Here is a 14,557-nt window from a genome sequence, read left to right as displayed (position 1 = left end):
TATCTTTTTATAGAAGAAGAATCACCGTTCGAAACGACTTAAGTCCGCAGTACTTTAGGAATTCTTATCTTATCAATTTCTTTCCAAGAATCGGAAAGCTCTTTCGAAAACGTTTTTTAGATTGAAATCTGAATCTTTTTACAAAATCCTCTTTATTCGTGCCCGGATTATTCAATAAACTCAGACCTCTTCGGACTCCCACCTTTTTCGGACTTATCCTCTGTTCCATTCTCTCTTATATCCTCTTTCGAAGTTTTCTCTTCGTTCGAGAAACGGAAGGATCCGGGATCGCTGCGATCGGTTTGATTCAATTTTTATTCGGATTCATCCCCAATCTTTATCATCGTAAGCCGGGAAGAATGTTCACGATGGCCGGAGCCCTGCTTCTCCCAGGTCTTCTTTACGAAAAAGAGGTAGTCTTCGGTTCTTTGAGCGGCCTGTTCGCGGGTGCGATTTTCGGAATTTTTTTGAGACAGTATATCTCCACGTTCCATTCTCAAACCGTAAGCGAAGAAGATCCTATATTCCGTTTTTTTTATATAAATCGTCCTTATAAATCGTCTCTTCCTTTTTATCAGAATCCTAAAACGGGAATACTCGCGTTTATCGCGCTTCTTCTTTTGGAACGTTTTTTCGTTTATTTCAACGCGCCGCCGTTCAAAGGTTTTGGAATTTTGGACACGGTCTATCTTCCCGGAGTGAGTTCGCGATATGCGTTCGGTTTGAGTTTGGATTTTTTCGGGTCCTGGATGCTCGCGATCCTCTATTTCTTGGCGGAAGAATCCTCGTCCCACGAAAGCGATTCTCCCGTTAAATACTGGAGACAGGGACTTTTTGCGGGAGTATTTGCGAATATTCTAATGTTCTTAATCCAAGGGCTAACCCGTCATTCGGTAATCCCTTTTACTCCGATGATCGGAGATTCCTTTCTTGTCTCGGGCTTTCTTGCCGACGTCGGTTCGCTCCATTGGTTTTTTCCTCTTTTGATCTCTTACTTCTTCTATTATTTGCATTCCAGAAGTTGGAGAACTCCGACCACGGTTCTTCTCAGTTTCGGTCTGATACTTCCCTTCGTCATCTTGGGAAAGTATTTCAGCGCGGGCGCTTGGATCTTACTCTTCACTTCCTTACTCTACGCCTATTCTATGAATTACTTTCCGAAGATCCGGAACAAATGGTGGAGATGGTCTTACATTCCCACCTGCGTCGTCCTCTGGTTTGGATGGATCGTCCTTTTGATCTGGCTCGGTTCTTTCTCTTGGTCTTACGAACCTTGGCAGGAATTGTATCTTTCCTGGAACAAAGGTTACCGAGGACCCGCGGGCAACCTCGGTCGTTTTTTGGATCTTTATTGGGGAGAAGGTTGGATTCAAACCAGAGCGGCTTGGAACTGGGTGAAAGAATCTCTTTGGTTCGGGAACGGCGTGGGAAGTTTCGCTCTCAACTGGATCGATTCCAGATCGGTAAACACGGTTCCTCCAGGCGGAATCCGCGAATTCTTTCTTTCCTCGTTCGTCTTTTTATTTCACGACGGCGGTATTCTTTTCTCTTTCGTTTTTCTGGTTTGGATCGGATTAGAAATCGCTTATAGAGATCACTGGAAACTTCTGATTCTTCTTTTACCGATTAGTTTTTTCTTTATGCCTTGGACCGGAAGTTCCGGCGCGGCGGCTTTCTTTTGCCTTTGGTTGATCACTTCTTCCGCGCCTCTCAGTAGGCAACTCCATCGCGGCATCGGGGGCGGGTTCAATCTTTTTGTTCTGATCTTGGGTTCGGTTTATCTGTTTTATTCTCTTGTTCAAATCGCCCCGAATCTAAGAGGCCCCGAGTTCCGTTATGCGGAATTGAAGACCTATCAACTGATGGCTAAAAAACAAAATCTTAATCAGAACGGAATCCGCTTTCATGAGTTTTCTTCCGGGGCCACTTGGGTTTTGGCGGGGAAAGCTCCGATCAGCTTACGCGCGTTTGTTCCCGCTTCTCAAAAGATTACGAAGGAAGATAAGGTCTATGTCCGCTGGTCCTTCTTAGGTCCGGACTGGATCGAGATCCAATCCAAAACCTTGCCGTTGTATCCGAGTCCGAGCGCAGTGGGCTTGAGCGTACCGGATCGAGCGAAATATTTAAGAGCGGAGATTCTTTCCGCTTCGTTTTTCGAAACGAAAATCGACGAATTCGGAATTTTCGCGGAAGACTTTGACGGATTAAATCGAGTGCGTTGATCCGCGTCTTTGATGTCCGATTTGTTCCTGCAGATTGTGTAATTGTTGTTTGATTCTCACGAACAATCTCCAAAAAAGAAGTTTCCAAGGCGGACTCACAAAAATAAAAACGGCGCCCGATTCAAATTCGGGGTCGTCGTCTCTCACGTTCAACCAAACCGGAATCGCTAAAATATTCCGAAATTCCTTTCCAGCGACGTAAAAGGTGACATACACCCGATCTCCGATTTGTAAGGACTTATCCACAGGAGAATAAAATCCTTTTTTGGAAAGGGAATACGCGAGAGAATGATATTCTCGTTGTTCCTGAACGATCGAAACAGCGATGAACAAAGGGATCCTCAAAATTCTTTCCCGAAAGAATTTGGGATTGAGAATCCCTCTGGATAAGATCAGAATGCAAAGCCAAATCGGATAAACCAGAAAAAGGCCTATAAACTCGGAAGTCCGAATTCCCCCCAAAAGAACGGGAATTTTTTCAGGATACTTTAGATAAATTGAATATAGAATCGAAGGGACGGAGAATAAGATCAAAGACACTGCGATTTTTCCCTTGGATAAATTCCTGAAGAATGGGATCGAGACTTTCTTCTGTTCCAAACTCTGACTGGCTCTCAACCAGGAATCGTATCTTGTGAATCTGGAAACTACCTTATAGTCGTCCTTGAACAAACCGATCGATCGTAAGACTTCGATCGGAAGTATGTTTTGGGAAATCGTAAGCAGATATTCCAAAATGAAAAATCCGAACGCGAGAATAAACGGCAAAAAAAGAATCGAATCTCCGTCTATCAGCAAAACGTAATTAAACGTTCCGTGCAGAAAAAAGCAGACGATCAAACTGTACAAAATCCCTAAGAAATTAAAAGAAGAAGGTCGCGACTGATAGTATTCCAAAACCGCGTATCCGTAGATTCCTCCCGTAAACGTGTGAATCGGGAGCGAAGTCACCGCGCGCAAAAACAAGGGCCAAAAATCGAGAATAGGGGAATAAAGCAGATTTTCCAAAAGACCGAAGGTTGCGCCTAACGTTAATCCGAAATAGATTCCGTCCGAAGTATTATAAACTTTGTTCAATCCCTTAAAATACCAGAGGATTACGATAAATTTCGGAACTTCCTCCAAGAGCGAACTCCCCAAAAAAGCCCTTTCCAGATATGAAGTTTCGCTTAAATAACTTTGCGCCAGGATTTCGGGGAAGATCGCGAGTCCCACGGTAAAAACTCCGGAGAAAATCGCGGAGAGATCAAAGCTGATCCTTTCCGGGTGATAATAAGTGCTTCGGTAAAAAAACCAGTAGAAGACGGCGGCGAAAATCGCGGTGCCGAATTTTAAAAATGTGAGGAGGAATTCTTCGAACCCTAAAAAGAGGAACATATTCCTTTTGATTATCGGAATATGCTCCCTCCGTAATTGAAGTTTAAGCTCTGGAAAGCGTTCTTCTTTTTAAAAGAAACGCCGCGATCGCACCGGCCGCCATCAGAAAAACCGCGACGAGTATTCCATTCTCCTTAACCCCCAAAAGTAAGAACCCGAGCAATCCGGAATCGTCCTCGGGCACCGGAAAAACCTTAGCTTGGTTGGTGATATGTTTATACCAATCCTTGTAGGAAGTTCCGTTCGAAGCGACCCAGAGATTGAATTCCTTATAGCCGCTCTGAGAATCGTTCCGTATGTCCAATCCTTCGTACGGATACTTCCAAGTTCCCGGCACTAAAATCGCCCAAGGAAAACGATTGGAATCGAGGTATTGATCCGATCCGTTCGAATTCTTATAAAGCCCCGAAAAGTGAATTTCCTTCCCGGTGTTGATCACTTTGATAAAAATATCGTAAGGATAGTTTCCAAGCGCGCTCTTTTTAACGGGAGAATCGAACACAACTTCTATCGTAGCGATATGACCCGGTTTGAAAACTCCGCCCGGATTCACGTTCGGATTAGAAACGGTTTTGTTCGATTCCTCGTGAATCTGAATTCCTTGGTTCAGATCTGAAGCGGAAACTTTTCTCGTATTCAAAGCCGTTACTTCTTTTCCGTCTTCTCGAACGACTTTTCTGGAGAAGGAAGCTCCTACGGAAACCGGAAGTTTGAGGTGAAACGTATGTCTATAACCCGCGCCTCTCGCGACGTGCTGATAGGTTCCTCTCAATCGAATCACTTCCCCGGCTGCGTTCAAATCTTCTTCGTTATGAATATGAAGAACGTAGTCGTTCAAGTCCGCGTCTCCGGCGCTCGGATAAAGATCCTCGTAGGCGACCGTGCTGACTCCTTCGGACGGAATACGGATCAAAGAAGCACGGGTCGGATCCTGAGGATAAGAATCCAGAGTGTCGGGAACTCCGTCTCCGTCCGTGTCCGTAGGAGCTGCAACAACCGGCAAAAGGACCTCGTATTTGATTTCACGATTGATTCCGACGACGTTGATTAGATTGATGATATTGGAAATCGATTCTCCGCCCGCGGTGATTTCGAGAGTGATTTGACCGACGGAAGTTTCCACGGTGATCGTTCCGGAAACCTTACCTACGCTGTCGGAAACTCCCTGAAAGAGAATGTTACCATTGTTGTCGGAGACGATTACGGTCGCGCCGGAAATAGGCCGCGATTGATTGTCCACTACCACAAGATTGAGAGGGATCGTTTGCACCGTGTTGTAGTTGAACGTTGGAGTTCCTACATTATCGCTGACGGTGATCGTTCCCGTGATCGGCGGCGTAGAAGTCGGACTTTCGGAATTACTTCCGGCGCCGGGATTTGTTCCCGGAGTTGTCGGAGTATTCGAACCCACATCGGAATCGTCGGAAGAATTTCCGGAGGAAGACGCTGTGGTCCCGGTTCCGGGAGTGGAATTCGCATCATCGGAAGTCGCTGGAGCGGAAGATGTCGAGTCGGAAGAGGACGGATAACTTGGATTGCTTCCTGGGGTGTAAACGATGGCGACCGTACCGCCGTTGGATGCAGTGGCCGTATCTGCATTCACTCCGGAAGAGGAGGAAGAAGTGGCCGTAGCCGAATTCGTATTCAATAAAGCTAATAAGGGCCAAAGAGCGCCTTTCTTCTTATGATTGCAATCTGCCGTAAAACTCAATATCAATAGCAGAAGAACGATTTTTTTCATACGATACATCCCGATTTTCTTTGTTACTTAGAGGAGACGAAACAATAGGCTGAAAATACTACAAAAGATAATGATTTTAGCTAGTTCTTGAAAATTGAAAAGGATTTATTTATGGTTCAAAATCGCGAATCTCCAGCGAAATTTCAGGTAAAAGTAAAAGGCTTTCTGCGGTCATTTTGTCGCATGACATAATCTTCTCAAATTCGATAAGAGTTTCCCAATACCTCGAAAAACGAAAAAAATCGTCTCGTTTGAATCCATTCAAATTCTTTGTGTGAGTTCCTACAAACCGAAGTTTTACAGGCAATTTTGCATCGTCCCGTATCCTTCCGGAGAAGTATGAGTTCCTACATTTTTAGGTTTTTGGACCGGCCCTAAATTTTTTTTGGAAGTAAGTAAAGGATGAACTTCCCTCTGAAGGCAAAGGAACGTTCGAACGATCCGGATTGGATCCTACAAAACTCCTTTTTTGAAAAGGAAAAGAACGGATTTTAAAAAGGCTTCTTGGCGATATGCAGCACCGCGTTGCCAAAAACGAAGTTTTGAAATCGCACGTCGCGAAATCCATTTTCCTCTAAGATCGATTTGAGTTTTTCCTGGCTTGGATAAGAAAGCGAGGAAACGGGAAGATAGTCGAACATCTCATTCTTACCTCCCCAAAGAATATAACCGAGGATCGGAACGATCTTAAAAAAATAAAAGTCTGCGGCCCAACGTATGAGAGGATTTTTCACTTTTCCCACGTCAAGATTGAGGAAGAGTCCGCCCGGCTTTAAGATCCGATGAATCTCCGAAATCGCTTTCGGAAGATCATCCACATTTCTCAAACCGAAACCGATCGAAACTGCATCAAACTGAGAATTTTTAAAATTCTTGAGCTTTGTAGCATCTCCTACTTGAAAGTCGACTCTTCCTTCTTCCGCTTTTTTTTGAAGCCGGGTTTTTGCGATCTCGAGCATATTTTCGGAGAAGTCCACACAGGTCACATGATCGACCGAAGGAGAATTTTCAAGTCGCACCGAAATGTCGCCGGTTCCGCAACAAAGATCCATCACCTTCAGATGCGAATCCAGATTCTTCTCAACTTCTTTGACCAGACGATTTTTCCAAAGACGGTGAAGCAAAAAACTATTCCAGTCGTTGAAGCGATCGTATTTTTCGGCGATCCGGTTGAAGTTCTCCCGGACAAAACCCGCTTTCTCTTCGGTCTCTGGCATCTTGAATTCTGACATAGAGTTAATGAAATGTTTTCAAAATGTTCCGGCTTGGCAAGAAGAGTTTTGATTCACGTCTTCCAATCCCGAAAAGCATTGTCATGCGCCTCGATCCAAATCAAGATTAGAATGACAAACGAAGCCGAAGTGACAATTTGATCCTAAGTCTGGAGGTTCTTACGTGGACGCGTTGTTTGCAAAAGGAGGGTGGGTTACTCTTCTCATCTTGGTTGTGAGCTTTATCAATGTCGGACTTTTTTTAAGAGTTTGGACCTTTCTTCCCGTTCTCAAAAGAAGAATTCTGTTTCATCTTCAAGCGGAAACGAAGAATGGAACACAAGATTCTTCGCGTTTCGAACCCAAATCGATCTTGGAGGATCCGGACGATTTTTTTGCGAAGGAATTTTTTGTTCCCGAAGCAATGACCGCGTGGATTCGAAACCTTGCTGGGATCGCAACGATGCTCGGACTTCTCGGAACCGTCATTGGAATTTCCGTCGCATTTGAAGAGATGAAAAACGCAGGAACGGTAAGTCTCGAAATTTTCTCGGAAGGAATCCGTCTCGCGCTCAACACCACCATTCAAGGACTTTGCGTAGCCATTCCTTCTATCTTGGGATTTCAATATCTGAAGATGATTCTTCAAAGAACCGAAATCGAAATCAAACACACGATCCAAAACGGAACGGAAAACCGTTTCGAATGAAAGACAGGGTTAAAAAAAGAAAAAGCCTTCTCGAAGGAGATGATTCTCCGCTCGATATGACGAGTATGTTGGACGTGGTTTTTATTCTTCTCATTTTTGCCATGGTCGCGATGAGTTTTCAAAAAGAAGTCCATTCACTTCCAGTAAATCTTCCGAAATCAAACGCCGAAGCGGGAGGAGTCAGCTCCAAAAAAGAAATCTTTCTCACAAAAGACGGAAGTCTCCGTTACGCCGGAAAGGATTTTTCGGAGGAAGAATGGAAACAAATTGTTTCCAAAAAAGAATTCGAAGACGCAGTTCTTTGGATCTACGGGGATCGGGAAGCGGACTACGGAAGATTTGTGTTCGTGGTGAACAGCCTCAAGGATGCGGGATTAAAAGAATTGCATTTAGCGGTCAAAAAGGATTGATCAGGACTGAAGTTTCGGATTTTCTTTGTGACGATCTTTGTCTCTTTCCGTATTTTTTTGTAAGGTGGACTTGAGCGCTTCTTCCAAAGAAATTCCCATCTGATTGGCGAGACACATCAAAACAAAAAGAATATCCCCCATCTCCTTCGGGATTCCGTTCGGATCCTCTCCCTTTTTAAAGGACTGGTCTCCGTATTTTCTCGCTACGAGTCTTGAAAACTCTCCGACTTCTTCCATCAGGATCGCAAGATTTGTGAGTTCCGAAAAGTAACGAACCCCGAAGTTTTGAATCCATTGGTCGACCTTTGCCTGGGCCTCGTTCAAAGAAAGTCCGTCTTCTTTCAACGTTTAACGTCCAGGTAGTCGATTAGAATTTCCGTAGGTTCGGGATAACATCCTCCGCTCAGGTGATGAGGATCGATAAACTTCTGACATTTCACCCGGTCCCGAAAATCGTTCATATCGAGGGGAGATACATTCCGAAATTCTAATACTTCGTTGCGAATCTTATCCCAAGAAGGGTAAAATCCCGCGGACTTCACCCGAGATTCCAACCCTGAATACAGAAGAGGGGACCAGAGAATAACTTTGATACCGTTTTTTTCCGCGGTTTCCAGAAAGTGAAACAGGAATCCTTTTTGCACCTCGGATATCTTTATATATCGATAGATATCGTCGTAGTATTTCGCGGCTTCCTCCTCGAGTTTTTCGGGCGGAGTGTTCGAAAGCAATACGTTCGGGATTCCACCGTTGAACTTATCGGATTCGTTCATCAGAAGATTTTTGATGGCGAGCATCATTTCCTTCGAACTCGGGTCCTTGATTCTTTGCATCGCTTCCTTAAAACGAGGCGGAAACACCGTTGTTCTAAACACTCTCGATCTCAAAAATGTATCCCAATCGTTCGTTGAGAATTCGTTCGCATAACGCAGAAAATACGATAGATCGTAGGAATAACGCAACGGATATCGATTGCAAAAATCGGTCATAGAATCCGGATAAAATTCTAAAATCGCGTAATCGAGTTTGACGCCCGCAGATAAGATCTTTTCCAAATTGTAGTTATGATACGAAAAAGGCGCCGACGGCGCGGAAAAATTGTAAACGATCAGATCCTTTCTTTTTTTCCGAATCGTTTCCAACGAAAATTCTCCCATGTGAGAGGTTCCGAAAAAGATAAGAGTTTTTTCCTCCGGCGTAGCGGATTCTTTTTGTTTTACGAGCGCGGATAGAACTCGATCCTTCATCTCGTAAAAGTAATATTCGGCGCCGGCTTCCGTATAAGGCCGAATCAGATCCGAAGAAAGAAATCGATCCAAGCCGAACGTAAACGCAAAACAGAAAAGAGGAATCCATAAAAGTTTATTCCGGAGAAAAGGAAGTATGATTTTTATTTTTTGTTCGCTCATAATTCTTCCTCAAAACTGAAAGTAGATAAAGTCTTGTCCTTTACCGGCGTAATTGGAAAGGAGAAGAACGAGGACGACCATAAAGACGATTACGATCGTTTTCTTATGCCGATAATAGAATCTCGGAGTTTTTTCGAAATACTCCAGAGTATGCAATAAAATTCCGCCGATTAAAAAAGGCGCCACCAGATCGGTTCTTAACACGTGTTTGGCGGGATCGGCGACCCAGAGCAAACCGTTCTTCAGTATATACCAACTATCTCCGAGGTTTTGCGAACGGAAAAAGACCGCACCGATGACAAAGATGGAATAGATGAACAAAGCGCGGATCGCGAACCAAACAAAACCCTTTTCCGGCAATTTAGGAATTCCGATACGATCCATAAGCCGATCGATCACCAAACAAACTCCGTGCCAAAAACCCCAGATCACATAGGTCCAGCTCGCTCCGTGCCAAAAGCCGCCTAACGTGAATGTGGCGATGAGATTCAAATATACCCTTGGTTCCGAAGTTCTGGATCCGCCCAGAGGAATATAGATATAATCCCGAAGCCAAGTCGCGAGCGTGATATGCCAACGCCTCCAAAGATCCTGGATGTTCTGACTGAAAAAAGGAGCGCGAAAGTTTACCGGGATATTGAATCCCATCAAAAAGGCGCATCCCCTAGCGATATCCGTATAACCGCTGAAGTCGCAATAAACCTGCCAGGTAAATCCTTGAACCGCTAAGAAGAGGGAATAGTTATCGTATTCGTTCGGATTTCGGAAAACCGGATCCACCAAGGAAGCGATATTATCCGCGACTAGAATTTTTTTTGCGATCCCAAGTCCCAAGAGATAAAGTCCGGCGTAGATAAAGGAAGGTTTGATTCTTACCTTGTCCAGGATCGGGAAAAAATCCTGATGACGCATGATCGGGCCTGCCACCAACTGAGGGAAGAATAGAATGAACAGAACGAATCGGAAAAACCCCGTATCTTCCGCAATCTTTCCCCGATAGACGTCCACGACAAAGGCGATGATCTGAAACGTATAGAAGCTGATGGCGAGAGGAAGTATGATCTGAAAGCCGAATGTTTTCTGATCCAAAAATCCCCAGTGGGTCCAAGAGTAAAAATTCTCGGTAAAGAAATAAAAATATTTGAAGACGGCGAGGTTGATCAGATCGAGAACTACGATCGCACGCAGGACGGCGAGGTTTTTGTTTTTAAAAAGACTCCGAACAGCGAGATAATTCACATAAAGAATCGCTAATAGATGAACAAGAAAGGGTAAACTCCAAGTGGCGTAAAACACAAGAGAGGCGATCACGATCACCCATTCTCTATATTTTCGTCCGTCGTAAGCCCAGTAAAAAAGATATACCGCTAAAAAGAAAAGAAGGAAAAGTGTGGAGGTAAAGATCATTTCTTTTCCTTAACGAGAGTTTCTCTCAAATCTTTTGCGAACGCGAAACTCAACTTCTCCATTCCCAACTTGTTGAGATGGATCAAGTCGTAATAGTAATCGCCGTTGTCCGGTCCGTCCAAAAGAGTCTGATAATCGAGAAGAGGCACAGGTTTTGTCGGATTGATCCGTTGTAATTCGCGTTTCCAGACTTGGTTGCGTTCTTCCAGCCTCCATTCTTGGATCAGTTGGCTGTAAGGAGCTATGACTCCGATGATTTCGATTTCCTGTCCGTTCTCTCTTCCAATTCTTCTAATATCGTCGTGAAGAATTTTGAGACGATCGAAGTATTGTTTTGTAACGGCGTCTTCCACCGCATTGCTGAGCGGATTGCTCGACAAAACACAGGTATCATAGATCGCTTTTTTGTGAAATCGATCGGATCCTTCCGGAATCGGTTGTCCGTTTGCAGGATCCGTTTTAGCGACACAATCCGGAACGTCCTTGATCGGATACATGCTGATTTTTTCTTTGTAGGAATTCTCGTAATCCCAAGGATCCGGATTCTCATTCTTAAAACGTTTGCCGATGTCCTTGATCCGTTTGGAAGGACTCAAGATCAAATCCTGAATATCTCTTCTATATGCGATCGACTTTAAGGTGATATAAGCGAGATCGTCCGTTTTGACTTCGTAACCGAAATCATAAATCTTAGGATAAACTTGCAAACGATCGAACTCCGAGATCATCGCGAGCGTGTGCAGGTTTAGAATTTTTTGACCGACCCAAGGAGTGGTAATTTCAAAAACGTGCACGACCGTTTTTACTTTTTTAAAATGCGGAAGCGCTTTTAACACCGCCAGATCCTGGACGATCAACTCGGTTCCGGGAATCGCGATCGATTGAATTTTTTTTCCGAAAGGTTCCAATTCCTTATTCAGAATCGGAAGAGACAATCCTTGATAAGCGACCGAAGTTCCTACGATGAGAATGTCCGGGTCGAATTCTTTTTGTTTATCGATTACATGACTCGTAATTCTGGAAACGTTTGCGGCGTAAGAATTTTTCTTCAAGAACGGTCTGTAACAACCGAACTGCATTCCCGTTTCTAAAAAAGTCAGGATCAAGAGCGGAATCCAGAATTTGGAATCCTTCAAAAATGCAAGATATTCTTTCATAGCGGATATGGGTTCCTAAAACGCAAAATAGAGAAAGCTCTGGCTTTCCGTGATTCCGAAAATCAAAAGCATAAATACGTTCGCCAAGAAGAATAGGATAAACTTCCAGCGGCTTTGTACGATCTTCTCGATGTTATTTTTTGCAAAAAGATAAGAGGCGACGAAACAAATCAAAAGTAATATTCCGTATGTGTAATTGGTATAACCTTTCACCGACGAAAACCCGCCCGGCACCCAAAAGACGAGAGCTTTCATCATCGGAATCGCCTTTTCCATGGTTTCAGCGCGGAACATGATAAACCCGAACGTTAGGCAAAACATCGTAAATACTCTTGCGGCGATATCGTAGATTCTTCCGCCCTTTTCATTTAAGAACGCGGCGGCTTTGGTCTTTCCGTATTCCCTATTTGCGAGAATCATAATCCCCTGCCACAAACCCCAGCCGATGTAATGATACGCCGCGCCGTGCCAAACTCCGGCAAAGAACCAAGTGATGAAGATATTCCGATACGTAAAAAGTATCGAACCTCTGGATCCGCCTAACGGAATGAAGATGTAGTCCCGGATCCAAGTGGAAAAGGAAATATGCCAACGCGACCAATGATCCGTTATATTCCTCGCGACCATCGGGAAATTGAAGTTCGGATCGAACTTATAACCGAACAGTCTCGCGACTCCGATCGCGATGTCCGTATAACCGGCAAAGTCGAAGTAGATCTGCCAACCGAAGGCGAGCGCGCCCGTCCATATTTCGATCGGATTTAAGGTCGCATAATTCTTGAAAGTGAAGTCGACCACCTTCGCAAGGTTATCCGCGAATACGATTTTTCTAGTAAAGCCAATCAGAATCTGACAGAACGCGATTTGGATGTCTTCCTTATTGACGGGAAGGGGCATATCCAAATCCCGAAAGAACGTCTGCGCGCGGACGATCGGTCCCGCCACAAGCTGAGGAAAGAAAGAAACATACAACGCGAAATCGAGAAAAGATTTTTTCGCTTCGATCTGTCCGCGATAGACGTCGATCGTATAACTCATCGACTGAAACGTGTAGAAGGAAATTCCGACCGGAAGAATGATATCGTAATACGCAAATTTAAAACCTGCAAACGGAGTAAGATCGTTCACGACCTCCAAAAGAAAGTTCGTATACTTAAAATAGGCGAGCAAACCGAGATTCGTGACGAGAGAAAGCACCAACCAAATTCTTCTCGCTTTCGAACCTTGAGGCGACGCCGAAATTTTTAAGGAAGCGAAATAATCGATAACGATCGAATAGAGCAAAAGAAGGATGAATTCTTTTCGCCAAGACATGTAAAAATAAAAGCTCGCCCCTAGGAGAAAGATTCTTTGAATCTTGCCCTTGAGCAGATGATTGAGAATAAGAACTACGGGGAAAAAAAATAAAAAGTGAAGGGAATTGAAGAGCATGGTTCGTCTTGATTTAGTATTTTAAAAGACCTGAAGAGCAGTTTTTCAAAATAGAATATCCTTACAACATCAATTTAAGGCCTTTCCAGCTTGGATTTTACCGTTCGAAAAGACCGGCCTTCGGAGTTTCCGGCGGATAAACTTTTTCCGGAAGAATCGCTTCGAGTTTGAATTCGATTCCTTCGATATAACTCACTGATTTTTTCGAGGAACGAGGATACGTTGAATAGGAAAAATTCACAAGAAACAAAAGAAGAACCCAAATGATAAGAAAGGAGTGTAAAACGGCGCGGCTTCCGAAAAGGAAAGGACGAAATTCCAAAGATTTCAAGGTAAGGCCCGCAAGAAGAATCATACCGATCGAAGTTCCCACCCAAAATTCAAAAAAATATCCTTCCCACCAAGTATAAAATAAAATCGAAGGAACGAGCCAGAAAGACAAAAGAATCGTCTCGATTCGAAAACGCTTCCAAACATTGCGTATATTAAAAATGAAAATCAGAAGAATCGAAACCCAAAACATAAGATTTAGATTGTAAGGAAGCGCCTCTCGATTCTCCCAAGAGTTCAATCTCACTCTGAGTCCGTTCTTCACTCCTTCGAAGTTTAGAAACGCGTCACCGATCCCCCGATAGAAGTTCATCACGTAGTTTTTAGCTTCCGGAGAATTTCCCCATTTGTCCTTTGTCGCATACAAGAAGAGCCAGTTCGCAAAGTTCTTCTCGCTGTCCAAAGGCGCGCTCAGATTTCTGTTGAGAACGATAAATCCTACGTAGAGATAAGAGAGCGTAAGAGCTCCTACAAGCGCGAAACAATACACGAACACAAAGCGAAGTTTCCACGAAAAAACGAATTCTTTTCCTTTCCAAGTCTTAGAAAGAAGAATCGAGATCGGAACAAGAGGCAAGAATAGAATATCCGACTGATGAAAGTAAACGCTCCAGAGCTGAATTCCAAAGAGCGCAAGAAGGGAAATCGGAGAATGACCCTTTCTCGCAAAATAGACGCAGGAAAGATACAAAAGGGCGGTGAGACAGGAATGAATCAAAGGTGTATCGTTGTGTTGCGCGTAAAACCAAAACCCTTGAGAAAAATGAATCGCCAAACCCAGGATAAGGGCGCCTAACGTGTCGGAGTAAATCTTTCGATACGCCCAAATAAAACAGAAAAGAAAAACAAGCGCGGAAACTAGGATCCGGAGACGAAGCCCGAACATCACGGAATCTTTTCCCCACAATTCCCTCCAGAGTTTTAGATAGAGATAACCGGTACTTTCGAAACCGAGGTGATGAGGATTATAAAAAATTCTCCAGGTAAGATCCGAATTGATATTGTAGGCGTAGACGATCGCATCCCAGTCGTAGTGCCGGGAAAGGAATCGAAGATCGAACAAAAATACGCAAAAGATAAATAGAATCAGAAAGGAAAAAAAGATTCTGTCCTGAAGCGCGCTCTTGGTCCCCGAGAAAAAATACATTCTACA

12 protein-coding genes are annotated in these 14,557 nt (G+C 43.9%); 3 read left to right on the top strand and 9 right to left on the bottom strand.

Features of this window, described 5'->3' with window-relative positions:
• Window positions 1–158: 158 nt before the first annotated feature.
• Entirely contained in the window at window positions 159–2,222 is a 2,064-nt protein-coding gene (locus CH376_RS01765) for a hypothetical protein (protein WP_100786516.1), read from the top strand.
• Here the strand turns inward: CH376_RS01765 and CH376_RS01760 are convergent.
• From CH376_RS01760 to ubiE, 3 genes are all read right to left on the bottom strand, one after another.
• Window positions 2,205–3,599 (bottom strand): PrsW family glutamic-type intramembrane protease, encoded by a 1,395-nt coding sequence (locus tag CH376_RS01760; RefSeq protein WP_100786515.1) that lies wholly within the window; start codon window positions 3,597–3,599, stop codon window positions 2,205–2,207. The two genes, CH376_RS01765 and CH376_RS01760, sit on opposite strands and share 18 nt — an antisense overlap.
• 43 nt (window positions 3,600–3,642) lie before the next feature.
• Complete coding sequence (locus CH376_RS01755) at window positions 3,643–5,340, bottom strand: LruC domain-containing protein (RefSeq protein WP_100786614.1); 1,698 nt, start codon at window positions 5,338–5,340, stop codon at window positions 3,643–3,645.
• Window positions 5,341–5,831: 491 nt separating this feature from the next.
• The gene (gene ubiE / locus CH376_RS01745) at window positions 5,832–6,572 is read right to left on the bottom strand and encodes a bifunctional demethylmenaquinone methyltransferase/2-methoxy-6-polyprenyl-1,4-benzoquinol methylase UbiE (RefSeq protein ID WP_100786513.1); all 741 of its coding nucleotides are present in this window, start codon (window positions 6,570–6,572) and stop codon (window positions 5,832–5,834) included.
• 163 nt (window positions 6,573–6,735) lie between these two features.
• On the opposite strand from ubiE, the gene CH376_RS01740 reads away from it, so the two are divergent.
• Both CH376_RS01740 and CH376_RS01735 read left to right on the top strand, forming a co-directional pair.
• Window positions 6,736–7,260, top strand: coding sequence for a MotA/TolQ/ExbB proton channel family protein (locus CH376_RS01740; RefSeq protein WP_100786512.1), 525 nt, complete (start codon window positions 6,736–6,738; stop codon window positions 7,258–7,260).
• Complete coding sequence (locus tag CH376_RS01735) at window positions 7,257–7,670, top strand: ExbD/TolR family protein (protein ID WP_100786511.1); 414 nt, start codon at window positions 7,257–7,259, stop codon at window positions 7,668–7,670. Before CH376_RS01740 ends, CH376_RS01735 begins: the two co-directional genes overlap by 4 nt.
• On the opposite strand, the gene CH376_RS01730 is transcribed toward CH376_RS01735, so the two are convergent.
• The 6 genes from CH376_RS01730 to CH376_RS01705 all read right to left on the bottom strand — a co-directional run bounded on the left by CH376_RS01730 (window position 7,671) and on the right by CH376_RS01705 (window position 14,551).
• On the bottom strand, window positions 7,671–8,015 hold the full coding sequence (locus CH376_RS01730; protein WP_100786510.1) for a nucleotide pyrophosphohydrolase: 345 nt from the start codon (window positions 8,013–8,015) through the stop codon (window positions 7,671–7,673).
• The gene (locus tag CH376_RS01725) at window positions 8,012–9,079 is read right to left on the bottom strand and encodes a DUF1574 domain-containing protein (protein ID WP_100786509.1); all 1,068 of its coding nucleotides are present in this window, start codon (window positions 9,077–9,079) and stop codon (window positions 8,012–8,014) included. Before CH376_RS01725 ends, CH376_RS01730 begins: the two co-directional genes overlap by 4 nt.
• Window positions 9,080–9,088: 9 nt before the next feature.
• Window positions 9,089–10,486: an MBOAT family O-acyltransferase gene (locus CH376_RS01720; protein WP_100786508.1), complete on the bottom strand. Its 1,398-nt coding sequence runs from the start codon at window positions 10,484–10,486 to the stop codon at window positions 9,089–9,091.
• The gene (locus CH376_RS01715; protein ID WP_100786507.1) at window positions 10,483–11,643 is read right to left on the bottom strand and encodes an SGNH/GDSL hydrolase family protein; all 1,161 of its coding nucleotides are present in this window, start codon (window positions 11,641–11,643) and stop codon (window positions 10,483–10,485) included. The genes CH376_RS01720 and CH376_RS01715 overlap by 4 nt, the downstream gene beginning before the upstream one ends.
• A gap of 15 nt (window positions 11,644–11,658) precedes the next feature.
• Window positions 11,659–13,074: an MBOAT family O-acyltransferase gene (locus CH376_RS01710; protein WP_100786506.1), complete on the bottom strand. Its 1,416-nt coding sequence runs from the start codon at window positions 13,072–13,074 to the stop codon at window positions 11,659–11,661.
• 97 nt (window positions 13,075–13,171) lie between these two features.
• A complete protein-coding gene (locus tag CH376_RS01705; protein ID WP_100786505.1) occupies window positions 13,172–14,551 on the bottom strand; it encodes a hypothetical protein in 1,380 nt (459 codons plus the stop codon).
• Window positions 14,552–14,557: the final 6 nt, after the last annotated feature.

Source organism: Leptospira adleri (assembly GCF_002811985.1).
Lineage (GTDB): Bacteria > Spirochaetota > Leptospiria > Leptospirales > Leptospiraceae > Leptospira > Leptospira adleri.
This window is presented reverse-complemented; position numbering and strand designations above follow the sequence as displayed.

Coding starts and splice junctions, on each gene's coding strand:
- CH376_RS01715 (WP_100786507.1), bottom strand. CDS start 11,643: ATGAAAGAATATCTTGCATTTTTGAAGGATTCCAAATTCTGGATTCCG.
- CH376_RS01720 (WP_100786508.1), bottom strand. CDS start 10,486: ATGATCTTTACCTCCACACTTTTCCTTCTTTTCTTTTTAGCGGTATAT.
- ubiE (WP_100786513.1), bottom strand. CDS start 6,572: ATGTCAGAATTCAAGATGCCAGAGACCGAAGAGAAAGCGGGTTTTGTC.
- CH376_RS01735 (WP_100786511.1), top strand. CDS start 7,257: ATGAAAGACAGGGTTAAAAAAAGAAAAAGCCTTCTCGAAGGAGATGAT.
- CH376_RS01755 (WP_100786614.1), bottom strand. CDS start 5,340: ATGAAAAAAATCGTTCTTCTGCTATTGATATTGAGTTTTACGGCAGAT.
- CH376_RS01705 (WP_100786505.1), bottom strand. CDS start 14,551: ATGTATTTTTTCTCGGGGACCAAGAGCGCGCTTCAGGACAGAATCTTT.
- CH376_RS01725 (WP_100786509.1), bottom strand. CDS start 9,079: ATGAGCGAACAAAAAATAAAAATCATACTTCCTTTTCTCCGGAATAAA.
- CH376_RS01710 (WP_100786506.1), bottom strand. CDS start 13,074: ATGCTCTTCAATTCCCTTCACTTTTTATTTTTTTTCCCCGTAGTTCTT.
- CH376_RS01760 (WP_100786515.1), bottom strand. CDS start 3,599: ATGTTCCTCTTTTTAGGGTTCGAAGAATTCCTCCTCACATTTTTAAAA.